The sequence below is a fragment of the Methylobacterium sp. WL116 genome (assembly GCF_008039455.1).
Classification (GTDB): domain Bacteria; phylum Pseudomonadota; class Alphaproteobacteria; order Rhizobiales; family Beijerinckiaceae; genus Methylobacterium.
Genome location: NZ_VRUV01000002.1, coordinates 1 through 23,811, shown reverse-complemented (window position 1 = coordinate 23,811; position 23,811 = coordinate 1). Strand labels below are relative to the sequence as shown.

Annotated in this window: 24 protein-coding genes and 1 pseudogene; 8 read left to right on the top strand and 17 right to left on the bottom strand. The window is 64.3% G+C overall.

All coding sequences use genetic code 11. From position 1 onward, the window contains the following. Positions 1-107: 107 nt before the first annotated feature. A complete protein-coding gene (locus FV223_RS00735) occupies positions 108-1,361 on the bottom strand; it encodes an FAD-dependent oxidoreductase (protein ID WP_147724823.1) in 1,254 nt (417 codons plus the stop codon). A 158-nt stretch (positions 1,362-1,519) separates the two neighbouring features. After that, entirely contained in the window at positions 1,520-1,645 is a 126-nt protein-coding gene (locus FV223_RS32340) for a hypothetical protein (protein WP_279605340.1), read from the bottom strand. A gap of 117 nt (positions 1,646-1,762) precedes the next feature. Here FV223_RS32340 and FV223_RS00730 point away from each other — a divergent pair. Further along, positions 1,763-2,930 (top strand): annotated as a pseudogene (locus FV223_RS00730) (IS3 family transposase). Here FV223_RS00730 and FV223_RS00725 read toward each other — a convergent pair. The 8 genes from FV223_RS00725 to FV223_RS00690 all read right to left on the bottom strand — a co-directional run bounded on the left by FV223_RS00725 (position 2,880) and on the right by FV223_RS00690 (position 10,895). After that, positions 2,880-3,548 (bottom strand): hypothetical protein, encoded by a 669-nt coding sequence (locus FV223_RS00725; protein WP_147724760.1) that lies wholly within the window; start codon positions 3,546-3,548, stop codon positions 2,880-2,882. The pseudogene FV223_RS00730 and the gene FV223_RS00725 sit on opposite strands and share 51 nt — an antisense overlap. A 743-nt stretch (positions 3,549-4,291) precedes the next feature. After that, positions 4,292-5,827: a citrate lyase subunit alpha gene (gene citF, locus FV223_RS00720; RefSeq protein WP_147724758.1), complete on the bottom strand. Its 1,536-nt coding sequence runs from the start codon at positions 5,825-5,827 to the stop codon at positions 4,292-4,294. Then, positions 5,824-6,705, bottom strand: a complete 882-nt coding sequence (locus FV223_RS00715) for an aldolase/citrate lyase family protein (RefSeq protein WP_147724756.1) — start codon at positions 6,703-6,705, stop codon at positions 5,824-5,826. Before FV223_RS00715 ends, citF begins: the two co-directional genes overlap by 4 nt. Before the next feature lie 8 nt (positions 6,706-6,713). Then, a complete protein-coding gene (locus FV223_RS00710) occupies positions 6,714-7,997 on the bottom strand; it encodes a TRAP transporter large permease subunit (protein ID WP_147724754.1) in 1,284 nt (427 codons plus the stop codon). Beyond that, the gene (locus tag FV223_RS00705; protein ID WP_147724752.1) at positions 7,994-8,581 is read right to left on the bottom strand and encodes a TRAP transporter small permease; all 588 of its coding nucleotides are present in this window, start codon (positions 8,579-8,581) and stop codon (positions 7,994-7,996) included. Before FV223_RS00705 ends, FV223_RS00710 begins: the two co-directional genes overlap by 4 nt. Before the next feature lie 37 nt (positions 8,582-8,618). Next, positions 8,619-9,629, bottom strand: coding sequence for a TRAP transporter substrate-binding protein (locus FV223_RS00700; RefSeq protein WP_147724750.1), 1,011 nt, complete (start codon positions 9,627-9,629; stop codon positions 8,619-8,621). 130 nt (positions 9,630-9,759) lie between these two features. Continuing rightward, positions 9,760-10,479 carry a GntR family transcriptional regulator gene (locus FV223_RS00695; protein WP_147724748.1) on the bottom strand — a complete coding sequence of 240 codons (720 nt, stop codon included), beginning with the start codon at positions 10,477-10,479 and terminating at the stop codon, positions 9,760-9,762. A gap of 5 nt (positions 10,480-10,484) precedes the next feature. Further along, a complete protein-coding gene (locus tag FV223_RS00690) occupies positions 10,485-10,895 on the bottom strand; it encodes a carboxymuconolactone decarboxylase family protein (protein WP_147724746.1) in 411 nt (136 codons plus the stop codon). Positions 10,896-11,088: 193 nt separating this feature from the next. On the opposite strand from FV223_RS00690, the gene FV223_RS00685 reads away from it, so the two are divergent. After that, positions 11,089-11,994 (top strand): NAD(P)-dependent oxidoreductase, encoded by a 906-nt coding sequence (locus FV223_RS00685; protein WP_147724744.1) that lies wholly within the window; start codon positions 11,089-11,091, stop codon positions 11,992-11,994. A 7-nt stretch (positions 11,995-12,001) separates the two neighbouring features. On the opposite strand, the gene FV223_RS00680 is transcribed toward FV223_RS00685, so the two are convergent. Genes FV223_RS00680 through FV223_RS00670 form a run of 3 tightly spaced genes read right to left on the bottom strand, consistent with a single transcriptional unit; the run spans position 12,002 to position 15,164 of the window. Further along, entirely contained in the window at positions 12,002-12,874 is an 873-nt protein-coding gene (locus FV223_RS00680; protein ID WP_246686422.1) for a MaoC family dehydratase N-terminal domain-containing protein, read from the bottom strand. Further along, a complete protein-coding gene (locus FV223_RS00675; RefSeq protein ID WP_147724742.1) occupies positions 12,871-13,986 on the bottom strand; it encodes a CaiB/BaiF CoA-transferase family protein in 1,116 nt (371 codons plus the stop codon). The genes FV223_RS00680 and FV223_RS00675 overlap by 4 nt, the downstream gene beginning before the upstream one ends. Before the next feature lie 14 nt (positions 13,987-14,000). Next, positions 14,001-15,164, bottom strand: a complete 1,164-nt coding sequence (locus tag FV223_RS00670; RefSeq protein WP_147724740.1) for an acyl-CoA dehydrogenase family protein — start codon at positions 15,162-15,164, stop codon at positions 14,001-14,003. A gap of 507 nt (positions 15,165-15,671) precedes the next feature. Between FV223_RS00670 and FV223_RS00665 the strand changes: the two genes are divergently transcribed. Both FV223_RS00665 and FV223_RS00660 read left to right on the top strand, forming a co-directional pair. Then, the gene (locus FV223_RS00665; RefSeq protein WP_147724738.1) at positions 15,672-16,607 is read left to right on the top strand and encodes a LysR substrate-binding domain-containing protein; all 936 of its coding nucleotides are present in this window, start codon (positions 15,672-15,674) and stop codon (positions 16,605-16,607) included. Positions 16,608-17,135: 528 nt separating this feature from the next. Further along, entirely contained in the window at positions 17,136-17,324 is a 189-nt protein-coding gene (locus FV223_RS00660) for a hypothetical protein (RefSeq protein WP_147724736.1), read from the top strand. An 892-nt stretch (positions 17,325-18,216) separates the two neighbouring features. Here the strand turns inward: FV223_RS00660 and FV223_RS00650 are convergent. Both FV223_RS00650 and FV223_RS00645 read right to left on the bottom strand, forming a co-directional pair. Further along, positions 18,217-18,435 (bottom strand): hypothetical protein, encoded by a 219-nt coding sequence (locus FV223_RS00650; RefSeq protein WP_147724733.1) that lies wholly within the window; start codon positions 18,433-18,435, stop codon positions 18,217-18,219. After that, a complete protein-coding gene (locus FV223_RS00645) occupies positions 18,432-18,860 on the bottom strand; it encodes a hypothetical protein (RefSeq protein WP_147724731.1) in 429 nt (142 codons plus the stop codon). Before FV223_RS00645 ends, FV223_RS00650 begins: the two co-directional genes overlap by 4 nt. A gap of 507 nt (positions 18,861-19,367) precedes the next feature. Between FV223_RS00645 and FV223_RS00635 the strand changes: the two genes are divergently transcribed. From FV223_RS00635 to FV223_RS00615, 4 genes are all read left to right on the top strand, one after another. Next, positions 19,368-19,601, top strand: coding sequence for a hypothetical protein (locus FV223_RS00635; protein ID WP_147724727.1), 234 nt, complete (start codon positions 19,368-19,370; stop codon positions 19,599-19,601). Between the two features lie 742 nt (positions 19,602-20,343). Beyond that, positions 20,344-20,565: a hypothetical protein gene (locus tag FV223_RS00625; protein ID WP_187274701.1), complete on the top strand. Its 222-nt coding sequence runs from the start codon at positions 20,344-20,346 to the stop codon at positions 20,563-20,565. A 297-nt stretch (positions 20,566-20,862) separates the two neighbouring features. Beyond that, entirely contained in the window at positions 20,863-21,789 is a 927-nt protein-coding gene (locus FV223_RS00620; RefSeq protein WP_187275997.1) for an Abi family protein, read from the top strand. 757 nt (positions 21,790-22,546) lie between these two features. After that, positions 22,547-23,137: a hypothetical protein gene (locus tag FV223_RS00615; protein WP_147724720.1), complete on the top strand. Its 591-nt coding sequence runs from the start codon at positions 22,547-22,549 to the stop codon at positions 23,135-23,137. 11 nt (positions 23,138-23,148) lie between these two features. On the opposite strand, the gene FV223_RS00610 is transcribed toward FV223_RS00615, so the two are convergent. Both FV223_RS00610 and FV223_RS00605 read right to left on the bottom strand, forming a co-directional pair. Then, on the bottom strand, positions 23,149-23,445 hold the full coding sequence (locus tag FV223_RS00610; RefSeq protein ID WP_147724718.1) for a hypothetical protein: 297 nt from the start codon (positions 23,443-23,445) through the stop codon (positions 23,149-23,151). 18 nt (positions 23,446-23,463) lie between these two features. Next, complete coding sequence (locus FV223_RS00605) at positions 23,464-23,712, bottom strand: hypothetical protein (RefSeq protein WP_147724716.1); 249 nt, start codon at positions 23,710-23,712, stop codon at positions 23,464-23,466. Positions 23,713-23,811 lie beyond the last annotated feature (99 nt).

The following is a 23,811-nucleotide window of genomic DNA, read 5'->3' as shown; positions in this document are numbered from 1 at the left end:
CCCGTGCGGCGCGCGTCTTGGGTGATGCTGTCCGGGAACTTCGGAAATCGGCCCCGCCCCCGGATGTTCCGGCCCCTGCGGCCATGCGGACGCCTCCGGGACCTCGCCTAGGCCGCTTCGCCCCGCCTGTCCCCGAGCGCCGCCAAGGCCTCGTCGGCGGCCCGTATCCCGCTGTCGTGGGCTCCGTGTGCAGTGGTGAAGTCGAAAGGATGCGTCGCCTCGCCGGCGAAGAACAGGCGGTCCTCGAATGGCCGGGCCAGCCGCGCCCGCGCATCGGATCGGCCCGGCAGGGCGCAACTATACGCCCCACCGATGGACGCCATCCGGCTCCAGGACGTCGCCGCGAGGGGGCGGATGGCCGACGCCACGTCACTGCCGAACAGGGCGGCCAGTTCGGCCGACACGTGGGCGAAGCCGGCGGCCGGCCCCCCCTCCGCCACGATACGGGCGCCGTCGCCCCCGAGGAACGCCTCGATCACCGGCCATCCGTTCGGTCGGATCGAGTAGGCAGCCGACCTTGGGCCGTGCAGGTTGCCGTAGGCATGCGAGTCTGGCTCGAACGCTGCGTTATGCCCGATCTCCAGGAAGATCTTTTCGTTGCGGCCCAGCGGCAGGGCGGCGGCCGCCTCGCGCCAGGGTTCGGTCCCGGCGGGAAGGCGGATCGCGTCGCCGGCCAGGACCGCGGTCGAGATCGTGAGGATGGCGGCCCCGGCGCGGATGGTGCCGGCGCGGGTGGTCACGGCGACGCCGTCCGCCGTCAGGTCGATCCGGTCGGCGGGGGTGGCGAGCCGCAGCGTCGTCGTGGACGGCAGGCTGGCAGCGACCAACGTGCCGTAGCCGGACGGCAGATGCCAGTTCCGGCCCGTCGAGGCATCGTCGTAGGCGAGGTAATCGGTCGCGGAGATCTGCTCGGGCGCCATGCCGCTCATGAAGCCGGCGATGGCCCGCACGTAGGCGATCCAGGGGCCGCCCGGCTGAAGGGCGTCGCTGGCCCGGTCGCTGCCCGCCGCGACGATGCGGAGCCGGTCTTCCCAGTCGCCGTACGCCCTTTGCGCCGCCTCTTGTGCGTGCTCATCGTGCTCGATGCCCGGGTGGGCCTTCGCCCATGGCGGTTCGCCTCGGTCGACCGGGAAGCCCGATGCCTCGGCGATGCCGACCCATGCATTTCGATCGCCGGAGTGGAGCCATTCGCAACCGAGGTCGAGCGGGTACCCTCCGATGTCCTGCGTCCACGCGCGGCCTCCGAGGCGCGCAGATGCCTCAAGCAGCAAGGCCGATGAGCCTTGTGCCGCGAGCCGCCGGGCGGCACCGATGCCGGCGGCGCCTCCCCCTACGATGATGACGTCGAACGCGCTGCCCATTGGGGGCAAGGTGAGGTCTGCCGACACGACTTCCAAGGTAGCTGCGCCGGTTGCACTCAACGTCGTCTGCACACCCCGCGGCTCGTTGAACTTCAGACGGCGACCCCGCCGTCCTCCGACCTGGGCGTCCGATAGCGTCCGGCGCCCTCGCTCACGAATCAACCGTTGCGGTACATTCGCTCGTCGATGGCCCCTCCCCTGACCGTCTCGACGCGCCAGGCCTGCACGTGCTCGCCGGCCTCGTGAACCAGGTCCGCGCCGATCCGCAGGGTGATGTCGCTCACGTGGATCGCCTTGCGCTCCGGCAGGATCTCCCGGATGACCCGACGACAGAAATGGCCTGCCCCCTGAAAAGTGGTCCTCCCTGAGGTATGGCTTCGAGCCATGTGGAGGATGTTGTCATGGGACGGAAAAATCATACGGCTGAAGAGACCGTCGCCAAGCTGCGCCAGGTTGATGTCTTGGTCTCGCAAGGCCGTAAGGTCGCCGAAGCAATCCGGTCGATCGAGGTGACGGAGGTCACGTACTACCGCTGGCGTTTTGAGTACGGTGGCTTGAAGGGTGATCAGCTCAAGCGGCTAAAATCTTTGGAGACGGAGAATCAGCGGCTTCGTCGGGCGATCTCCGATCTGACCTTGGAGAAGCTGATCCTGAAGGAGGCAGCCTCGGGAAACTTCTGAGCCCGGCTCGCCGCCGGGCGTGTGTCGACTACGTCGTTGCCGAGCATGGCGTATCGGAACGCTTCGCTTGCCGTGTCCTGGGCCAGCATCGTTCGACCCAACGCAAGGCCGCCGTGGTGGTCGAGGACGAAGCTGTTCTGACGGCTGCGATCGTCGCCCTGGCGCTGCAGCATGGATGCTACGGCTATCGTCGGGTTACGGCCTTGCTCCGGCGTGACGGCTGGACGGTGAGCGTGAAGCGGGTCGAACGGATCTGGCGCCGCGAGGGCCTCAAGGTTCCCGCTCGCCAGCCGAAGCGGTCGCGGCTCTGGCTCAACGACGGCTCGTGCCTGCGACTGCGGCCGGAGCGACCTGACCACGTCTGGTCGTATAACTTCGTCGAGCACCGCACGCACAACGGGCGCAAGTACCGGATGCTGAACGTGATCGAGGAGTTCACGCGCGAGTGCCTCACCATCCGCGTATCCCGCAAGCTTAGGCCCTCGAAGTGATCGACGTGCTCTCGGATCTGTTCAGCCTGCGCGGTGTGCCGGGCCATGTCCGCTCGGACAATGGACCTGAGTTCATCGCTCGATCTGTCCGAGACTGGATCGCAGCGGTCTGATCAGCAACGGCCTACATTGAGCCAGGCAGTCCGTGGGAGAACGGGTATTGCGAGAGCTTCAACGCGAAGCTGCGCGATGAACTTCTCGACGGCGAGGTGTTCTACACCCTCAAGGAGGCCTGCATCGTGATCGAGCAATGGCGGAGGCACGGCAACACCCTCCGACCGCACTCGTCGCTCGGCTATCAGCCGCCCGCGCCGGAGGTCGTCATCTGGCCAACCGAACCGAGCAGCTCAGCGCCGCTCGCACAACCCGCCATCGTCACGCGACCGACGATGCACTAACTTCGAACCTGGGCCACAGGATAGGGGCAGGCCAGTCCACCGGCGCACCTTGCTGGAGAACGTATAGAAGGTTTTCTCGGTCGGCGCCTGATCCGTCTTCCAGCCTTCCAGAATCTGCTCCGGGCTCGGTGCCTCGATCCTCTCCTGCTTCGGCCGAGACACGGCCTCCGTTCGAAGGTCTTCCTTCGGCGGGGGCGAGGGTGTGGGGCGGGTATTCCCGGAGTGCCGGTCCTTGATGATGGTCATCACCTCGAGTTCGGCTTCGACGAACGCCAGATGGAGACGACGATCCGCTGGCGATCCGAACGCGATGTTCAGTCCGGCATCGAGCACGGTCATCATCGCATCGAAATCGAAATGCGTGGCGGTGCAGTCGCCGCGCGCGTTGGCATTGCGCAATTCGGCCTCCCGCGACGCGATCTCCCGTCCGAGTGCGTCGAACCCTTCGCGACTGAGGGGGTCGACGCCGCGCCGCCGCGCTTCATCCGCGGCGAGCTTGCGGTGGCGGAACGTCGCGACCAGACCCTGAAGAACCGTGTCGTCGAGGTCCGAGAGTTTCGGCTGAGCGCTGAGGCAGACGGCGCTTCGCCAAGTGGACGAGTGCGTCCGCCTCGCCATCCAGCCGGCGGGCCCGATCGCGTGCCACGTCCGCGTCGCGGGTGCCGAGGCTGACCCAGAACTCCCGGCCGGCCCGCCTTCCCTTCAGCGAGACGGGCGCGCTTTCGTCGAAGATGCCAGGCCCTGCCGTTCCGGGCACCGCCAGCATGTCGGCGCGCAGCGCATCCGGGATGGTGCAACGGACATAGAAGATGCCCCGACGCTGGACGAGCCCCACCATCTACCTCATGGCTTCGTAGCACTCCTTCGTAGCAGGAGCGCGCTGAAAGGCCTACGGCATCAAAAAGATACCGTCATCACAATGGTTTAAGGGTGATTTGGCGGAGAGGGGGGGGACTGTCCGGCCGGACTTAAAAACTCAATTAAATCAAGGGCGTTTCGTTTGGCGCCACGACTCATTCTGTACCAGCTAACAGTACCAGCGTCGACGTCAAATTTGATGACAAGCGGTTGCCGCAGATAGGTAACGGTGCTCGCCTCCGCCTCCCATGGTCGAGGTGATCGAGGAGTGCGCGTCGGAAGCAATATCCGAAGTCGGGTCAGACATTGCAGCTTGGCAGGATTGGATACTTGATTGCTAACTGAGCCTGTGATGCGCTCATCGAGCCGACGAGCCTTTGGCCGTCCAGAAAAAAAGTGCAGATTCACGATTAGTCAGAGCTACCTTTCGTTTTGGTCGAATGGTGAGGGAGGGCCCACAAGAAGCCGCAACTAAGTTTTGAGTACTTGCGCAGATATCTGCGCTAGACTGCTGGAACCATGTCGATAACGGTGCCGTCCCGATACTCAACCACAGCGACGATGCGTCCGTCAGCTGCACGGGGGCGTGCAGGAGCACCGGCCCGACGCCTGGCTTCCGCGGCCAGGTCGTCGATCCCGACGAGGGGGATCCCGGCTGCGCGGAGCCGGTCCGCAAGTTCCAGGCGGCGTGGGTTCACGGCGACGCCACCGTCGGTGACCACCACGTCCACGGTCTCGCCCGGTGTTGTAACCGTGGTGACGTGGTCGACCACCTTGGCGTGAGACCGGGCGACGAGCTGCGTTGTGATCAGGGTCAGCGATGCACCGGCGGCGGTGTCAGCATGACCTCCGGAGCCGCCGAGGATGATCCCGTCGGTGCCGGTGGTGACGTTAACGTTGAAGGTCCGGTCGATCTCGGCGGCGCCGAGGATCGAGGCGTCGATGCGGTTCACCACGCAGCCGCGGTTGTGCGGGTTGGCGTACATCGAGGCCGACATGGACTGATGCGCCGGGCTTCGGCGGAAACTGTCGACTGCATCGATGTCGAAGGCTTGCACGTCCATCAGCGCGCGGAACAGCCCGGCATCGAACATCCGGACGATCCCGGCCGTGATACCGCCGGCGGCGAAGCTGCCGGCCACGCCCCGCTCGGCCATGATGGTCCCGAGGTAAGCCGCGGCCGCGAGCGAGGCGCCCCCGGCGCCGGTCTGGAACGAGAAGCCGTCCGTCAGCAGCCCAGAGGCGGCGATCACGCTGGCCGCGGTCTCGGCGATGCCGAGCGCCACCGGGTCGGTGGTCGCGCGCGTGGTGCCCGATACTATGAGCGACGGATCGCCGATCGAGGCGATCGGAACGACGAAATCGACCCAGTCCTGCCCGATCTCGATGGGTACCGCCGGATAGGGCACGAGGGTGTCGGTGACGGCGACCACACGCTCAGCGCCCTGCGCGTCGGTGACGGCGTAGCCGAGGGGTCCGCAGGCGGCGCGTCCATGCGTGCCGTTGAGGTTGCCGTAGCTGTCGGCGACCGGTGCCGCCACGAAGGCGACGTCGATGCGCAGGTCGCCAGATTCGACCGCTCGTGCGCGGCCGCCATGGGTGTACATCAACACCGGCTTGGTCAGGATGCGCTGCGAGACCGCCAGCGCCAGCGGTCCGTAGATGGTGCTGGCGGCGAGCCCCGTAACGACGCCTGCGCGGATGTGTTCGATCAGCGGCGCATGGACGGCGAACAGCGCGCTCGCGGCGACGGTGATGCCGCGCAGACCCGCGCGCGCGACCGCATCTAGGACCTGGTTGAGCACGGCGTCGCCGTTGCGCAGGTGATGGTGGAACGAGATCGTAGCGCCGTCGCGCAGGCCGCAGGCACGGATCGCGGCGTCGAGATCAGGTAGCAGCTTCTTGCCCTCTGGCCGCGCCGGATGCACCGTCAGCCCCGCCCGCGTGACCCGTCCGCGATCGGCAAAGGCGCCGGCGAAGGGCCGAACCGGACCGTAGCCGGGGATGTCCGCGGGCCAATGCCCCATGCGGACGCTCATGGTGCCGCGTCCCCGCCCACCGATCCCAAGATGTCGGCGGCGCGCCGGACGACGGGAGCGTCGACCATCCGCCCGTCGAGCTCGAACGCGCCGCGGCCCTCGGCGCGGGCCGCGGCATCAGCCGCCAAAACCCGGCGCGCCCAGGCGACCTCATCTGCGGTCGGACTGAAGCCCGCGTTAAGCAGCGGCACCTGCGCGGGATGCACCGCCATCGCCCCGCGAAAGCCGAAGCGGCGCGCCCGCGCCACCGTCGCGGCGAAGGCGTCGAGGTCGGCGTAGGCGCCGATGCTGTCGATGAAGCCGAGGGGCACGATGCCGGCAGCGCGGGCGGCGCGGAGGACAGCATAGCTCGGCGCAAGCAAGGTGTCGGGATCGGGCACACCGCCCATCGCCGCGGCGTAATCCTCGGGACCGAGGGTGATCGCGGCGACCCGGGGATCGGCTTTGGCGATCGCATCGAGGCGGGGGAAGGCCGTCGGTGTCTCGACCTGCAGGACGAGACGCACCGATCCCGGCGCCATTGCGCGCTCAGCCTCGATCTCCGATACAGCTTCTGCGACCTCGCGGACGAACCCGGCTTCCTCGACCTTCGGTAGCACCAGGGCCGCGAGGCCCGGAACCACCGCCGCCTCGAGGTCGCAGGCCAGCAGACGCAAACCGTGGTTCACCCGCACCATCGCCGCCGCGCCGTCGCGCCCGACCGCGGCGATCGAGGCCGGCAGCGCCGTACGCGCCGCCGCCTTCTCGCCCGGCGGCACTGCATCCTCGAGGTCGAGGATCAGCGCGTCGGCACCGCGTTTGTGTGCGCCCTCGACGAAGCGCGGCACGTGGGCTGGCAGGAACAGAAGCGAGCGCCAGCGGGGCTGCGGTCGGTTCATCCCTATCCTTACATCGCGCCGAGCGCGCGGGGCAGCCACAGAGAAAGCGCCGGCCAGTACGTCACGAGCACGAGGAAGCCGAGCATCGTAAGCAGCCAGGGTAGCACCGCCACGGTGAGTTCGCTGATGCCCATATGAGCGATGCCGCTCGCCACGTAGAGGTTGAGCCCAACCGGCGGATGGCACAGGCCGACCTCCATGTTGACCGCCATGATGATCCCGAAATGGATCGGGTCGATCCCGAGCTTCACCGCGATCGGGAACAGGATCGGCGCCATGATTAGCAGGATCGAGGACGGCTCCATCACGTTGCCAGCGATCAGCAGGATGACGTTGACCACGAGCAGGAACACCAGCGGGCTGAAGTTCTTGGCGATCAGCCAAGCCGCCATAGTCTGGGGGATGTTCTCCGAGGTCATCAGGAACGAGAAAAGCACCGCGTTTGTGATGATGTACAGGAGCATCGCGCTCATGTTGGCCGAGGCCAAGAGTACGCGCGGCACGTCGGACAGCTTCAGGTCCTTGTAGACGAACACCGCGATGACGAAGGCGTAGACGGCGGCCGTTGCCGCTGCCTCGGTGGGCGTGAAGACGCCGGCATAGATGCCGCCGATCACAATCACCACAAGGAGCAGGCCCCAAAGGCTGTCGCGGAAGGCGCGAAACCGCTCCATCCAGGTGGCGCGCGGCATCCGCGGGTATCCCCGCCGCCACGCGATCACTAGGGTGACGGCGGCAAGCAGGCCGGAAAGCACAAGGCCGGGCATGACGCCGGCCAGGAACAGGTTGCCGATCGACGAGTTCGTGGACACGCCGTAGAGCACGAGGATGATCGAAGGCGGCACGAGGATGCCGAGCGCGCCCGAAGTCGTGATGATCCCGGCGCCGAAGCGGCGCGGATAGCCCTCCGCCACCATCGCCGGCAAGATGATCGAGCCGATCGCCACAACCGTCGCGACGCTCGATCCTGACACGGCAGCGAACAGCGCGCAGGCCACCACCCCGGCAAGGCCGAGGCCCCCGGGCCAGTGCCCGACCAGGGAGGTGGTGAAGGCGATCATCCGCTTGGCCACCCCGCCATGCGACAAGAAGTTGCCGGCCAGGATGAAGAACGGAATCGCCATGATCGAGAAGTTCTCGATTCCGGTAAAGAGCTTCAGCGCCACGCTCTCGATCGGCACCTGCGTCAGCGTGAACAGGAAGGTCAGCACCGTCAGACCGAGCGCGATCGAGATCGGCATGCCCGTCAGCATCAGCCCGAGCAGCAGGCCGAAGATGATCAGCGCGCTCATGCCGGGCCTCCAAGCTTACCCATCTGGACGGGGTCGACGCCCTCGACCGTCTCGACGCCGTCGACGTGGGCGTGGTCGCGGGCCGGCAGGTGGCCGGTCCGCAAATAGTGCCAGGCCACCTGGAGGAAGCGGAAGCACATGAGATAGGAGCCGAGCGGGATCGCGAGGTAGACCAGCCAGACCGGGATTTCCATGTCGGGCGTGGTCTGGTCGGTGTGCGCGATGCGCCAGACGAAGTTGGTGCCCAGCGTTCCGACGATCGCCGTGAACAGGGCCCCGCAGAGCAGGCTCGTCAGCACCATGCCCTTGCGCGCCCGCGGCGGCAGCTTGTTCACCAGTACGTCGACGCCGACATGGATGCCGGTCCGGACGCCGTAGGCGGCTCCGAACTTCGCCACCCAGATGAACATGTAGATGCAAAGTTCCTGCGCCCAGCCGAAGTCGAGGCGCTCGGTGTAGGGCTGCAGCGCCGGCACGCCGGAGAGGAACCGGTGGACGACGGCGGCGAAGGTGATCAGTGTCGCCGCCGCCATCAGGCTGCCGATCAGCACCTCTTCGAGCCGATCGAGGATCTTGAGCATCATGACGTGACGCGTCCCGATGTTCGTGCCGCGAACGCGGTCAGTTGTTGGCGCCGTCGGACTCGGCTTCCTTGTTTAGTTCCGCCACGAGGTCCTTGCCGACGCGCGAGGCCATCTCCTTCTGAACGGGGAGAAGCGCCTTGCGCCACGCGGACTTCTCGGCGTCGCTGAGCTCGTAGACGGTGGTCTTGCCGGTGGCTCGGATGTCGGCAAGCGCCTTGTCGTTGTCCTTCTGCGCGATCTCGTGCTCGTAGGTGGTCGCGTCGGCCATCGCGCCCTCCAGGGTCTTGCGGATGTCGGCCGGCAGCCCGTCCCAGAACGGCTTGTTCACGATCACCGCGTAGCCGACATAGCCGTGGTTCGACAGAGTCGCGTGCTTCTGAACCTCGTTGAGCTTCTGCGTGGTAACATTCGAGGGCGGGTTCTCCTGGCCGTCGACCACGCCGGTCTGCAGGGCCTGGTAGAGTTCAGAGAACGCCATCACCTGAGGCAGCGCGCCGACCGCCTTGAACTGCGCCTCCAGCACCTTCGAGGATTGGATCCGGAACTTGAGGCCCTTGAGATCCTCAGGCAGGTGCATCGGTTTGTTCGAAGTCATTATCTTGAAGCCGTTGTCCCAGTAGGCCAGCCCCTGGATGCCCTTGGATTGCAGCTTCTTGAACAAGCCCTGCCCGATCGGTCCGTCCTGAACCTTCCGCAACACGGTGTCGTTCGGGAAGATGTATGGCAGGTCGAAGGCCTCGAACTCCTTGACGCCAAGCGGCCCGAACTTGCTCGTCGAGGGGGCGAGCATCTGCACCGCCCCGAGTTGGAGCATCTCGACCTCTTCCTTGTCCTTGTAGAGTTGGCTGTTGGGATAGAGCTCGACCTTCACCGCGCCGTTAGTGCGCTCCTCGGCGAGCTTCTTGAATCGCTCGGCGCCGAGGCCCTTCGGTGTATCGGTCGTGGTGACGTGGCTGAACTTGATGACGATCGGCGTCTGCGCCTGCACGAGACCGGTGCCGAATAGGCACGCGGCGGCCAGGAGAGTTCCCAGGATCCGAGACTTCATAGCACCCTCCCACTCAATTCCCTGGCGTCGTCCCGGTGGGGCCGCGCCGGTATTTTGGATACCCTCGCAAGTCGGTCCCGCCGCGGTCAAGGCACGGGACTGCCCGCACCTGTCGAGCGGCCTTGCGGTGTCATTCCGTTTTCGAGTGCCGTCCGCGGCTCACCTGGGTTGGCACGTTGGACTGCTGCTCCAGCACCGCGATCGCCACCACCGCCGCCCGCGCGATGTGGAGCCGGCATGACGCTTCGGCGGCGTCCCCATCCCCGGTGACGATCGCCGCAGCGATCGTACGGATCTCGGAGACGCTGTCCTTGAGCCGCCCCGGCTGACTCATGGAGGTTAGGCGAAGCAGGGTGATGCGGTTGTGCAGGGTAGTGAGCATCTGCCGGACAACGGCGTTGCCGCAACCGCGCATCAGTGTGGCATAGAGGGCGGTCTTAGCCGCAATCAGCGCGCGGCGATCCGCGTTTGCGGCCGCTCGCGCGAAGCCCTCGACGTCGCGCCCTAGCGCCGCGATCTCGGCTTCGGGCCGAAGCCTCGCGAATTCGCGGCCAGCATAGCCTTCCAGCAAGCCGCGCACCGCGTAGAGGTCGCGGGCCTCCCCCGGCGTGATCACGGTCACCGACGGGCCCCGATGCGGCACCACGGTGACCAGCCCCTCCGCTTCCAGCTGCCGGATCGCCTCGCGGATCGAGGTGCGCCCGACGCCGGTGAGTTCGCAGAGTTCGCGCTCGATCAGCCTTTGCCCGGGCGGGAAGCGCCCTTCGACGATCGCTGCGCGCAGCTTGTCCTCGACGAGCAGCCGAAGGGTTGCGGGATGGCGTTCGACGTGCAGGTCGAGATCCGGCACGAAGGTCAGAGGTCCGGGCCGACCGGCTCGCCGGTGATCGCGCCCTCGGCCTTCAGCACCTCGTGCGCCGCCTTGAAGGCGTCGAGGCCGGCCGGGATGCCGCAATAGACCGTGGCGTGTAGCAGGGTCTCCCTGATCTCTTCGACGGTGACGCCGTTGGCGAGCGCGCCCTTCACGTGGAGGCGCAGTTCCGCCGGCTTTCCGAGAGCGGTCAGCATCGCGAGGTTGAGTAGGCTGCGCGTGCGGCGGTCCAGCCCATCGCGTGTCCAGGCGTAGCCCCAGCACCATTCGGTGGTGATGCGCTGGAAGGCCATCATGAAGTCATCGGCTTTGGCGAGCCCGCCGTCGACGTACTCGGTGCCGAGCACCGCACGCCGGACCTCTAGGCCCTTCTGGAACTGTTCGCTCTCGGCCATCGCGCCCTCACCACTTCAACTTCGCCGATGGTGACGGTGCGAGTATTGTCTGTCAATCAGCAGATTAGACGCTCTTTACGGTGCGATGCAGCATAAACGTACGTGCTATTGACGGATTGTCTGATGATCTACATCGTGCTTCGGATCGGCCGTGTTTCTTGATGAGACGATGCCAGCGTTCCAGGAGATGCCTATGCCGACGGCCGATACCATCGTCCCTCCCGCCGTGATCGGCTTCGTCGGCCTCGGCAAGATGGGCCTGCCGATGGCGGGGCGGCTGTTGGCAGCCGGCTTCGCGGTGCACGGCTTCGACCCCGTCACTGACGCTCGCGCGGCGTTGGCCGCCTCCGGCGGCGTAGCGTGCGCAACGGCCTCCGAGGCCGCCGCCGGCGCTGCGGCCGTGATCACGATGCTGCCGGACGGGGACATCGTCCGTTCGGTGATGCTCGGCGGAGCAACGCCCGTCGCCGCGGCCATGGAGCCGAGCGCGATCCTGATCGAGATGAGTTCGTCCGCCCCGCTCGCAACGCGGTCCCTCGGCGCGGACCTCGCGGCCGTCGGCTTAGGTATCGTCGACGCCCCGGTTTCCGGCGGGGTGAAGAAGGCGGTGGCCGGCACCCTGTCGATCATGGTCGGAGGCGCGGTCGACGCCATCGCTCGCGTGTCGGCGATCCTCGCGGCGATGGGCGCGGCCGTGTTCGAGACCGGCGGGCTAGGCTCGGCCCACGCGATGAAGGCGCTCAACAACTACGTGTCGGCGGCAGGCCTGATCGCCGCCTGCGAGGCCGTACGGATCGGCGCGGATTTCGGCCTCGACCCGGCGGTGATGACCGACATCCTCAACGTCTCGACCGGACGCAACAACACCACCGAGAACAAGCTCAAGGCCTTCATCCTGAACGAGGCCTACGATTCTGGCTTCGGCCTCGCCCTGATGACGAAGGACATCGGCATCGCCGCCGACCTCGCCACGGCGCTCGACCGTCCGGCGCCGTTCTCGCGCACGGTCGCGGAATTCGCACGGCGGGCGCTCGATGACCTTGGGCCGACCGCGGATCACACCGAGGTCGACCGCTATCTAGGGCGGTTGAAGACCTGACCCCGGCTCAGACCGCGCCCGCGTGCGTCGTGCTCGCCTGCATGCAGATCCGGTCCTCGGCATCGAGCGTGAACCCGGAGAAGCCGCCGGCCGCATCAAGGCGGCCGCAGACGCGAAAGACCTGATTTGCGGTCATCGGAGCCAACCCGCGATATGCGAAACGCTGCGGCGTGTGGCCGATCAGCGTGGCAGCGAGGTTCATCAGCAGGCTCGCCTGCATCGGCCCGTGCACGACGAGGTCAGCATAGCCTTCCACGTCGGTGGCGTAGGGCCGGTCGTAGTGGAAGCGGTGCCCATTGAACGTCATCGCGGAGTAGCGGAACAGCAGCGTCGGGGTCGCGGGGACAGACCAGATTGTGGACCCTTCCTCCGGTGTGCTCCGCGCTGCTTCGGTTCTGTCTGTGCGGCCAGCCTCCTCGCGGTAGACGATATCCTGGCGCTCGCGGATCGCGAGACCGCGATCCGTCGTGACCGCGTGGTCGACGGTGACGAAGCAGAGGCGGCCGCTGCGACCCTCCTTCATCACCACGTCGCGGACGGTTTCGCGCCGACGGATGGTGTCGCCCAGGCGCAGGGTGTCCAGTGTCTCAATCTCGCCGCCGGCCCACATGCGCCGCGGCAATGGCACCGGCGGCAGGAATCCGCCCTTGGCCGCGTGGCCATCGGGTCCGAGGGTATCAGCCCGCGGCGTTTCCGGGGCGAGGCACCAGTGCAGGGCGGGCGGCGCCGCGCCATCTGCCGTCGGCGCGAGGTGGGGCGCCAGCGTTGCCTCGTATTCGGCCAGGATGCGACGAGTGACAACGTCCTCGCCCTCGCGCGTTCGCCCGATCCAGGCTTGCAGATGCGCGACATCCACCGGGCCGACCGCCTGCGCGTTCACGACTTGGTGCCCTTGGTCTCGCCGAGGCCCGGCACCGCGCCGTATGCGCGTTCCGCACCCTCGACGCGCGCAGCCGGGGCCGGGAAGGCGACGGGGCCGGACGGCGTCTCGACGGTGATCCGCCGCAGGTGCGGATGGGTGGCGAGCGCCGCCATGTCGTTGACGGAGGCGAACGCCACGTCAGCCTGTGTCAGCCGGGCGACCACCGCGTCCGCGTCGAGACCAGCGAAGGCGCGGGCCACCAAAGCGTCGGTCTCGGCGCGGTTGCGGGTTCGTGCCACGTTCGTGGCGAAGAGCGGGTCCTTGCCGACCGTCGCATCGCCGACGAACAGCTCGCAAAACTTGATCCATTCGCGGTCGCTCTGGATCGAGATTAGCAGCCGCTTGCCGTCGCTTGTCGAGAACACGCCGTAGGGGGCGATCGAGGGGTGGGCGAGGCCAAGGCGCTTGGGCGGCCGGCCGCCTTCCTGATGGAGTAGCGGCACGGTGAGCCAGTCCGCCATGACGTCGAACATCGAGATGCGGATGTCGGCGCCCCGTCCGGTGATGCCGCGCCCGATTAGCGCCTCCAGGATCGCCGCGTGGGCGGTGGCGCCGGTAGCGATGTCGACCACGGAGATGCCGACACGGGCCGGTTCGTTCGGACCTCCGGTGATCGACGAGAGGCCGGATTCTGCCTGGATCAGCAGGTCGTAGGCCTTGCGGCTAGCGAGTGGCCCGGTCTCGCCGTAGCCGCTGATCGAGCAGGCGATCAGTCGAGGGTGCTGGCGGCAGAGGGTCTCGGTGCCGAAGCCGAGGCGGTCGAGGGCGCCGGGCTTCAGGTTCTGGATCAGCACGTCAGCGCCCGCGACGAGGGTTCGCAGGCTTTCCTTGCCGGACTCGGTGGCGAGATCGATCACCACGGTTTCCTTGCCGCGGTTGAGCCAGACGAAGTAGCTGCTCTGCCCGCCGGCCACGACGTCGTCGTAGCCGCGCGCGAAATCGCCCTCCGGCCGCTCGACCTTGATGACGCGCGCACCCGCGTCGGCGAGCCGGGAGGAGCAGAACGGCGCGGCCACCGCCTGCTCGATGGCGACGACCACAAGGCCGTTGAGGGGAAGACCGGTACGCATCGGAACGGTTCTCCTCAGAAGGATCTAGGCAGGCCGAGGACGTGCTCGGCGACGTAGGACAGGATCAGGTTCGTGGAGATCGGCGCCACCTGATAGAGGCGCGTCTCGCGGAACTTGCGCTCGACGTCGTACTCGCAGGCGAAGCCGAAGCCGCCGTGGAACTGGATGCAGGCGTTGGCCGCCTCCCAGGACGCCTTGGCGGCGAGGTACTTCGCCATGTTGGCCTGAGCCCCGCAGGGGAGATTCTCATCGTAGAGGCGGCAGGCCTCGTAGCGCATAAGGTTGGCCGCCTCGACCTCGATGAAGCTCTCGGCGATCGGAAACTGCACGCCCTGGTTCTGCCCGATGGGCCGGCCGAACACCGTACGCTCCTTGGTGTAGGCGGTGACTTTATCGATGAACCAGTAGCCGTCGCCGATGCATTCGGCGGCGATGAGGACGCGCTCGGCGTTCAGGCCGGTGAGGATGTACTTGAACCCCTGGCCCTCCTCGCCGATCAGGTTCTCGGCTGGGATCTCAAGGTCGTCGAAGAACAGCTCGTTGGTCTCGTGGTTGACCATGTTGAGGATCGGCCGGACCGCCATGCCCTTCCTCTGCGCCTCGTGCAGGTCGACGATAAAGATCGACATGCCCTCGGACTTCTTCTTGACCTGATCGAGCGGCGTCGTGCGGGCGAGCAGGATCATCAGATCGGAATGTTGGATGCGCGAGATCCAGACCTTCTGGCCGTTGATGACGTAGCGGTCACCCTTGCGTACGGCGGTCGTCTTGATCCGCGTGGTGTCCGTGCCGGTAGTCGGCTCGGTCACGCCCATGGATTGCAGGCGCAACTCGCCGGCGGCGATCCGGGGCAGGTACTTGCGGCGCTGCTCCTCGGACCCGTGCCGGATAAGCGTGCCCATGTTGTACATCTGCCCGTGACAGGCGCCGGAATTGCCGCCTGAGCGGTTGACCTCCTCCATGATGACGGAGGCTTCTGTCAGGCCTAGGCCCGAGCCGCCGTATTCCTCTGGGATCAGGGCGGCCATCCAGCCCGCTTTCGTCAGGGCGTCGACGAAGGCCTCGGGATAGCCTCGGGCTTCATCGATCTTGCGATGATATTCCGCAGGGAACTCGGAGCAGAGCGCGCGGACCGCGTCGCGGATGTCAGGATAGCTGCCGTGGTCAATGGTCTGCATCGCGTTTCCTCACCCTGACGGGATTGTCGATGATCGACATCGTGCGCCCCGACGGGCGCCAGAGCACTACGAACGAGTTCGGCACGTCCTGCGCGAGGTTGATCCAGATACTCTTGGCCTGGTGGTACGCGTCGATTGCGGACTAGCCGTTCTCTCGGCCGATGCCGCTACGCTTGCACACGGCGTCGACCTCCGCCGCCGCGCAGATCTCCGACGTCCGCACGCGGCCGAGTACCGACCGTAGGCCTGATGTTTCCGCCCCGGAAGATCGGGCGATCCTCTACCTGGAATGCCGAATTGCGATGGCTTGCCGACCGCTCCGGGACGGGCGCGCCAGCGGTCGCCAAATAACATTTTTCTGCAAGCACTTGCACCGGATATACGTGTGTCGACGCCTCGTTGAGGGATGAGGTCGAAGAGTAAGGTCAAGCGATCACATGGCGGCATCGTCTTGATCGAACCCAGGCCTGATCGGTATGCCGGAGGGATGTCATCGAGGCGGCGTTCATGGACATCACCCAGCTCAAGACGATGATTCACGTCGCCGAACTCGGGAGCGTCAGCAAAGCTTCGGAACGCCTGGGCATCGCACAACCCGCGCTCAGCCGGCAGATCCGTCTCCTCGAGCAGGAACTCGGCACCTACCTGTTCGAGCGCCATGGCCGCGGCATGGCGATCACCGAGATCGGCCACGAGGTCCTGGACCATGCCACGCGCGTCCTCGCCGAGATCGACGCCATCCGCAATCTCGCCTTGGATCGGCGCAGTTCGTACCGCGGCACCGTCTCGGTGGGGACAACGCCGACCGTGGCAGAGATCGTAACGGTGCCGCTGGTCCAGATGATCCGGGAGGCGCATCCGCATCTGAACGTACGGCTGTCGGCAGCCTTCAGCGGGCACATGCTGAACTTCCTCCAGCGGGGGGAGGTCGACATCGCAGTCATCTACAACCTGCCTGCGATCCGTTCGTTGAAGATCGATCCGGTACTCGTCGAAAACCTTCTCCTCGTCGGCTCGGCCAAGAGGGGCTTGCGCCTCGATCGAGCGATCCCGTTCTCCGAACTCGCCCAGGAACGACTCATCCTTCCGAGCGTCGGCCATCGGTTGCGGGACATCGTCGACGAGTGCGCACGCCAAGCCGGCCTCGACCTGTCCTCCGCTATTGAAACCGATTCGTTCCAATCGATGATCAAACTGGTCCGGGCCGGCCTCGGATCGACGATCCTGCCTCTTGCACCGCTCTATCCTCTAGTCGAGCGGGGCGAGCTCAGCGTCTCCCCGCTGGTCGATCCGATCCCGTCGCGGAAGCTGGTGATCGCTTACCCGGCCGACCGGCCTGTCGGCCTCGCGGCCCGTTTCGTCGGCGACACGATCCGGGACATCGCGGCGGACCTCGTCGCGCGTAACATCTGGGTCGGGCACATGATCGGCCACCCGAACTAACCGACCGACGGCGGGCGAGCTATATCGGGCAGGCCGTAATCCTCATATGTCCAAGACACGATGCATCACCCGTTGCAATTTCTTTGTCTAAGATGCCTGCGGCATTTCCCCAGGACAGCCCCAGGTTTGACATTTCTTGGTAAAATAGTCCTAGGCGCGACGCGGATCATCCTGTGGGGCGGCTCGTTCTCTTGCCCGAATTGGAGCAGAGGCGATGACACTCGGCGGTGGGTGCAGATGACTCCGATGCGCAAAAGCACCTACGGATGGGCCCGATGTTTGACGAATTGCATCACGCAGATTGGAGTACGGGAGCTTCGAAGCGATGGGTTGCGTCGGCGTGGCGTACTTCGGCGGGTTGGGTCGTGGTCGGACCGCGGCGGGTCGGACGATCAGATCTATTCGTCGACGCCCTCATCGATACTGGCAGATCACGCCGCGTCCTTGCCGGATTGCGAGAGCAAGACTTCGCAGGCTGATCGCCGCTCGAAGGCGGCCTCAATTATAGCGTGGTCATCGGCGGCCGGGGTGGATCTCGGCGAAGCGCGCGAGCCGCTCTTGGACGGCTTCGGCGCGAGCAGCTCGGGCGAGGACCCGTTCGATGCGCTTGCCGGCCTCCTCGCCATGATTGAGGTGGTTGAGAAGCGCGCGCCGGAGGCGGTGACGCAAGTCGGACTAGAGGTTGCAGCTTGGGAGGGCTGGATCGTCGGTCGCTAGCCGAACCCGGTGGCTGAGTGCGATCCGCGCAACCCGCGCGTGCATCTTTCGTCTGCGTCACTGTACCTACCCCTGCGATCACCACGACCGCAGGGGCGCGTCATAGGATCGAGTTTTAGGCCACGACGATGGCATCCTCGTCGACGCGGCGGCCGCGGCCAGCCGCCTCCAGGAAGGCGGCGAGGGCGTCCGCTTGATGAGCAGTAATTCTGTATACGCTTCATAATGATACCCTTATCGACGACTGACCTACCCACATATGAAACCACATTTCAGGCGCGAACCTACGTGGACGATGGCGAACAAATTTTCCGCTCGAACGTCAGCGCGACCTAAGTTCAGCTTAGGCGTTCGTGAGGCCCGGCCGGGCTCGACTGAAAGGGGGTGGCGTTTCACCACCCCTCGCCCGCGACTGGCCGGGCCAGGGTATTAGCGAAGGTGCGAGAACCTAGGGCCGAGGCCCGCGCGGGTCGCCAAGGCATCGGCAACGCGCACGCGCCCCCGAGACCGCAGCAACGCCGCGTCAGCCTCGTCGGCGAGCCTTTCGGATCGTGCGATGTCGGCACGAGCCCACCGGATGTTCGCGATGGCGAGGTAGGCGAGGATCATGCGCATTGCACGACCCTCTGCGCTGCGTGCCGAGCCTGTGCGATCAAGGCGCCAATCTCCACACTCGCGTGTCGAGCTAACGCCATCGTCACCACCGGATCGCCGCGCATCGCTTGGGCGACGAGCGTTCGCAACACCGTGTCGGCATACTCGGCTTGCCGCAGCAACATTTGCGCTTCGCCAAGAGCCATCGCAGTCGGAACAGGCTTCGGCGCCTGCCGCTTGGGGCGCTTAAACCGCTTTCCTGTGGACGGGACAACGGCAAGGTAGGACGGGATCGGCCTCATGGCTCGCCACCCGACTGCCGATAGGCTTCCATCCAGCGCGTCTCTAAACGCGCGCCCAATTCGCGAAGTGGAACGGCTAGGACATTCAGCGCGCCTGGATCAATCATGACCCCGGCGCTTCCGAGAGCGTCGACTAGGTGCGACCAGCGACGAACATCAAAGATGTCGTCTTCCATCTCCTGCAGAGAGGCCGAAACCTTGGATGGCGTGCTCATGCAGGCACTCCCCAAGCCGAAAACGTATGCTCTCCGACGCCAGCCCACTCGGGTGCGGTGTCGCGCTCGTCTACTTCGGCATCATGCGGCTCGTCCTGCACGTCGCCGCCGTGTTCGTTCTCCTCCTCCCGGTCGTCGTCGGCGCTGTCCTCACGGTCGTCGGTCGCGCCACTGCCCCACGCGAGCAGCGGTCCGTGATCGCGATAAGTGTGAGTGGCTGCCTCAGGGGCGCCTAGGGAAGGCTCAAGGTCCACGTCGCCCGCCAGCATGTCGAGCAAGGCAAGATCCGACTCGATGCGATCCGCGACGCTCCTGCGAAGCGTCTTGAGGCGCCGATAGTCAGCCTCGGAGAAGTGGCGATCCAGGCCTAGGCGTATCGCCTCGATAGCGTCGTGCGCGGCCTGATCCGGGTCGGCAGTTCGCATGGCGCGCAGGGCTAGGGTGACTGGGCCAGGCTGCCTGCCGGCCCCGCGGGGTAATAAGGCCGATTGAGCGCCAGCCTCGGGTAATAAGGGCGTGCGTGTGCTATGGGCGTGGCTAGCCATGCCGCTCTCCTCAACAGAGTGGTGGGGTTAGAGCCGTGGCAAGGGTTCCAGCCTTGTCCCGGCTCGTCATTCACGCTAGCGTCAAATCATGGGCTCGTCAATTAGCGCTAGCGCGAAAAAACGCGGACGTCCGGCCACGACAGGCACGGGCCACACGATTGGCGTTCGAATGCTCCCGGATCAGCTCCGCCCGCTCGACGCCTGGATTGCCGATCAGCCCGACCCTAAGCCAACACGAACAGCTGCCATTCGTAAAGCTGTCGACGACTGGCTCACCGGCCAGGGCTACGTCCGCCACCGCGAGGATCCTGAGGGCGCGAACTGACATCCTCGCCCCGGCGTTGCCACGTTGATGTCGCGCGGCGCGGCGTCCAATTTGGAAACTCGATGCCCTACACCCTTAAACGCCTCGCCCCTGGTAGCTTCGATCTCATCCTCGACGGCGCGGTGGTCGGCAGCTTGGTCCGTGATGTGTCGCGGGACGGGTACGAAGGCGATTGGACAGCCGAACCGCTCGCCGACAGCCCGCCCTTTCCAGCGCCTTTCACAAGTGAGGCGCACAAGTTCCCGAACTTGAAAGCAGCGGCGGACTGGCTCGACGCGGACGTGCCGGATCTTTGACATACCACCGCGCCCGGCCAGGGGTACGTGCGGCACCGTGAGGATCCGAGAGGGGCGAGCTGACGTTGAAGCTGTTCCCAACCCGAGGAACACATCCTGTCCGAAAATCAGAGCAAAGAGTGGAAGCAAGCCGAAGCGGCTTTCGCTAGGCGGCAGAGCCAACCCATCTCCATGCCTGCCGAGGAGCCGCCGGCGAATGTAGCTGAGACCAATCTGGCTCGGCAGAGGGCGGCGCGCTTAGTCAGGGATGCCGAGCAACTGAAGGCGAAGGGCAGCTCGAAATAAGCGGCACGAGCGTCGCCCTTCTCAAAAAATCTCTGCGCCGAGCGACTGGAACTTGGCTGGCATCTAGTGCGTCGACAACACAAGGATGCAACCTCTAACAAAAGGCTGAGCCATGAGAGTCAATATTTTCCATAGTATTGGGTTGATCCTATTCCTATCAACTCCTGCTTTATCTCAAGTCCAACAAAACGATCCAAACGCTGCCAACGCATCGTTTGCCTACCAAGGTGATATGCGCGCGCTTCATCAGAACAATGTTTCTAATTACAACACTCTCAACATGCAAATTCAGCGCGGCATTCAATCCAATAGAGCAAGTTATTACGGATATCTGAATTCTGGAATTGCCGAAAGGTCACTGTCGCGCGGCATAAGCAGGCGATCCCATATTCCTACCGGCCGCGGGTTTAATTCTAGCGTTTGCATTGGTTGTTAGGTCTATGACGGCGCTGCCGATATGCGCGTCATTCGGTCGATGCCGGCACATCCTCTTGAGGAGCAGACAATCGTCACGCAGCTGGTCGAGGCGATCCGCCCGCAGATCGGCAGCGGCTCCACGGGTGCAATCGTCGAGGGTGCCAACGCTGCCTTGTCGGCCTGGGAACAGCGCGATCCGGATGTCCGCGGTCCTCGCGTCGTAGCGGTCAATCAGACCGACGGCTCTGTGACCCTGGGGTAGCTACCCGACACGCCATCACGCACCCCGTTTCACGGCAGTGGAAGGGGTACCAGCAGAGGGCTCTCGCGTAACCCCAGACCTAAGAGTAGTGCGAAGCCACACCACTTGTCCACAACCTGGAGTCATGCGTTAAAGTACCACTTGACTGAGGAAGGGCGGTGGTTATTTTCAGCCTCAATAACACCCCCCACGCCTCTCGTAGAAGCGCCTCAGGGGGGTTTTTTGTTGTCTAAAGTAGATTTCGATAAGCCGCCAATAACTATCGGTGAACAGGTAGAGTTACTAAGAGTCAGGGGCTTGGAAGTTGCTGACCCTGCTGTAGCAGAAGCTTTCATTTCTAATGTTGGCTACTACAGGCTTTCCGGATTTTACAAATACTATCTAGACCCCAATGATCCGCAGCGCGAGAAAATGCGCGCGGGCGTGACATTTGACGACGTAGTGAAATTGTATGAGTTTGATCGAAGGCTGCGGGCCTTATTATCTCGTGCCTTGGAAAGAATAGAAATATCCATCAAATCTAAGCTTTCGCATGAAGCCGCTACTGCGCACGGCGCGTTTTGGCTTTGCGAGCCAGTAAACTTTGATCGCGGGCGTCATGCCCAGATAATAGAGATGATAGATAAATACATTGGAGACAAGACAGTAGACCATCAGCATGTTTTTATAAATCATTTCATGAATAAATATTCTAATCCGTATCCTCCTTGTTGGATGATGATGGAGCTATTTTCTTTTGGCGCTCTATCAAAGGTCTACAAGCTATCAAAGGGAACGATTAGAAAGTCGGTAGCTGACCAATTCGGCTTGCAACACGATATTTTAGAGAGCTGGCTGCACTCACTAAGTTTTGCTCGCAACGTCTGCGCTCATCATGGACGAGTTTGGAATAAAGGCTTCACCATTAAGCCTAAGATACCAAAAATGTACAATAAGGTCTGGCCCGATACCTCACAGGATAAGCTCTATTCGGTTTGCGCTGTTGTCTGGCACCTGCTATCTCGCATTGACCCTGCTTCACCTTGGCCGCAAAGGCTCGCTACCATCCTAGATGGTAAGCCGAACGTGACCCTTGCGGCGATGGGGTTCCCCGACGATTGGCAAGAACGCCGGCCATGGGCATCTGCGAAGCTTGCTCATATCGAAGCTGCGCCGATTGATGCAGGGGACGCGCCTTCAAAGCCCGCAACGCCTTCGACATCCGGCGGGTATGCTCCGTCATGAGCTGGTCGGCCTAGTCGCTCGAAACATCAGCCTTGGGCGCCTGGTGGCACCAGATTGCGAACTCGACGGTGCCGGCAAGCCAGCACGTGCAGAGCAGGATCGGAGCGCTGAAGGCGAAGTTCATCCCGAGATCTTTTCTGTCAAATGTTAAAAACACGGTGGCCACAAAATCCACAGGTTGCAACAAAAATCTGCAGTGCAACCGTGAAGCGATGATGCCGCAGGCGATGTACCGCTCGGAGCAGGCAGACCGCAGAGGTCCAGGCGGTGGGCACAATCACACCGGCTGCCTCGTGTGTGGTGAGGCACCAACACCGTCAGGGTAAGCGAAACTAAACCGATTGGTCCCAGTTCTCCCTCGCTGTCATCGAGCAGCGAGGAGCCCCAATGTTCGCAGCCCGTGCAATCGCTATAGGCCTGGTCGCTAGCATCCTGGCGACCGGAGCGATCTCAGCCGAAATCGATCAGACCGGCAGCATTCAGCGCTCATCCGTCCAGGAGATGCCGGGCGCTCAGGGCCGATCAGTGACCAGTAGGAGCATCGAGACGGTGGCTCTGCCAGAATTAAGCGTCACGACAGAAGCTCGGCGCCCTCGGGAAATTCATATCAAAGAATTCGGGTGGGACCCGCACGTCTGCATCGGCTGCTAATACGACTGACAAAGATGGACAGCGGGAGGGGGCATGCGCGCAATGCGCTTCCCTGCCGGGGAACTGGAAGCCTCGACAACCGCACCCCGGCGGCTATCCTGCCGGGATGCGCATTGCCCTCGCCGCCCTTGTCTTGACCGCTGCCGCAGGTTCGGCAGCACGGGCGGAAGTTAGCCCTGACGTTGCCGCCTGTCGCAATGTAGCAGACTCGCTGCTTCGCCTGCGGTGCTTTGACGACGCGGCGAAGGGCCCGCCAGCTAAGGTAGTTTCGAGCAATCCCTCGGTGCCCACAGCCCCGAATTTCGCTCAATACCCTGCTGCACCCTATCGAGGAACAGTCTCACCACCTGATTTCCGAGGTCGAGATCGACAATACGCAAGCTATCGAACGCGCATCATGGATGGGTTTAAGTCCGGTCCGAACTTCGCTGGCAAGCTATCAGTTGTCGAAATTGGTTGCGGCGCCGGATGCCGTTTCGTCTATGTCATCGATATCCAAAGTGGGCGAGTTATGAACTTTCCGCTGGGCGGTGAGGACAACCTGTATCTTAATATGACTTACAAGACCGACAGTCGCTTGCTTTCTGCTCAATGGGTTTCAGACGAACGCTGCAAATCCGAATTCTTAATCTGGACGGGGACTGAATTCCAGCGAGGGAAGGTGATTGATATCGGTGATCGTGAGAAATGCGGCTAGCGGCTCCAATTTCAAGTTGCCGCCTCCGGCTGCGCAGGCGCATTGCCGAGGTCGTAGAAGCCATCGTTCTTCGTCGCGTCGCCTTTGCGCTGCTCCCAGGCCAGCGTGTTGATTAGGTCGAGCGTCGTTGTCGTGCCGGCGTTCACATCCTGCGTGTAGGCGTAGCCGGCCACCTTCAGCGTCTCGGTCGCGCTCTCTGTAGGGAACAGCATGGGGGACTTCACCGTCACGCCGTCTGACGGGTCCCAGAGGCCGCCCACGCTGGGCTTCAGCCAGCCCGCGTAGGTGAGCTGCAACTGCAGGGCCATGCTCTGTAGGACGGCCGCTTACCAATTCGTCCGCAGCTGCGTGCCTTTCTGGTCGAGCGGCATCTCGGCCAGCACCTTCCAGGTCGCCCCGGGCGTACCGCCTTTCACCGTGGCCTTCGCCTGGATCTCGGAGGCTGACCTGCCGAACAGGCTGTCAGACCCGGGCTGCTGCGAGTTCGAGACCAGCGACTCCACCGCGAGGTGGCGCAACTGGCAGTTCGCCGAGAGGATGTTCTGGCTGTGTAGGGCGGTGACAAAACCATCCACTGGAGCGTCGGCGGGGTGCTGATGCGGCCGGGGTAAAAGCCGGCCAGTGGAGAGGCTTCTCTTTCGGGAGGGGCCCAGGATGTTTGCCGTGGAAGTCTA

Coding starts and splice junctions, on each gene's coding strand:
- FV223_RS00735 (WP_147724823.1), bottom strand. CDS start 1,361: ATGGGCAGCGCGTTCGACGTCATCATCGTAGGGGGAGGCGCCGCCGGC.
- FV223_RS00725 (WP_147724760.1), bottom strand. CDS start 3,548: ATGGCGAGGCGGACGCACTCGTCCACTTGGCGAAGCGCCGTCTGCCTC.
- citF (WP_147724758.1), bottom strand. CDS start 5,827: ATGAGCGTCCGCATGGGGCATTGGCCCGCGGACATCCCCGGCTACGGT.
- FV223_RS00715 (WP_147724756.1), bottom strand. CDS start 6,705: ATGAACCGACCGCAGCCCCGCTGGCGCTCGCTTCTGTTCCTGCCAGCC.
- FV223_RS00710 (WP_147724754.1), bottom strand. CDS start 7,997: ATGAGCGCGCTGATCATCTTCGGCCTGCTGCTCGGGCTGATGCTGACG.
- FV223_RS00705 (WP_147724752.1), bottom strand. CDS start 8,581: ATGATGCTCAAGATCCTCGATCGGCTCGAAGAGGTGCTGATCGGCAGC.
- FV223_RS00700 (WP_147724750.1), bottom strand. CDS start 9,629: ATGAAGTCTCGGATCCTGGGAACTCTCCTGGCCGCCGCGTGCCTATTC.
- FV223_RS00690 (WP_147724746.1), bottom strand. CDS start 10,895: ATGGCCGAGAGCGAACAGTTCCAGAAGGGCCTAGAGGTCCGGCGTGCG.
- FV223_RS00685 (WP_147724744.1), top strand. CDS start 11,089: ATGCCGACGGCCGATACCATCGTCCCTCCCGCCGTGATCGGCTTCGTC.
- FV223_RS00675 (WP_147724742.1), bottom strand. CDS start 13,986: ATGCGTACCGGTCTTCCCCTCAACGGCCTTGTGGTCGTCGCCATCGAG.
- FV223_RS00670 (WP_147724740.1), bottom strand. CDS start 15,164: ATGCAGACCATTGACCACGGCAGCTATCCTGACATCCGCGACGCGGTC.
- FV223_RS00665 (WP_147724738.1), top strand. CDS start 15,672: ATGGACATCACCCAGCTCAAGACGATGATTCACGTCGCCGAACTCGGG.
- FV223_RS00650 (WP_147724733.1), bottom strand. CDS start 18,435: ATGAGCACGCCATCCAAGGTTTCGGCCTCTCTGCAGGAGATGGAAGAC.
- FV223_RS00645 (WP_147724731.1), bottom strand. CDS start 18,860: ATGCGAACTGCCGACCCGGATCAGGCCGCGCACGACGCTATCGAGGCG.
- FV223_RS00635 (WP_147724727.1), top strand. CDS start 19,368: ATGCCCTACACCCTTAAACGCCTCGCCCCTGGTAGCTTCGATCTCATC.
- FV223_RS00625 (WP_187274701.1), top strand. CDS start 20,344: ATGCGCGTCATTCGGTCGATGCCGGCACATCCTCTTGAGGAGCAGACA.
- FV223_RS00615 (WP_147724720.1), top strand. CDS start 22,547: ATGCGCATTGCCCTCGCCGCCCTTGTCTTGACCGCTGCCGCAGGTTCG.
- FV223_RS00610 (WP_147724718.1), bottom strand. CDS start 23,445: ATGGCCCTGCAGTTGCAGCTCACCTACGCGGGCTGGCTGAAGCCCAGC.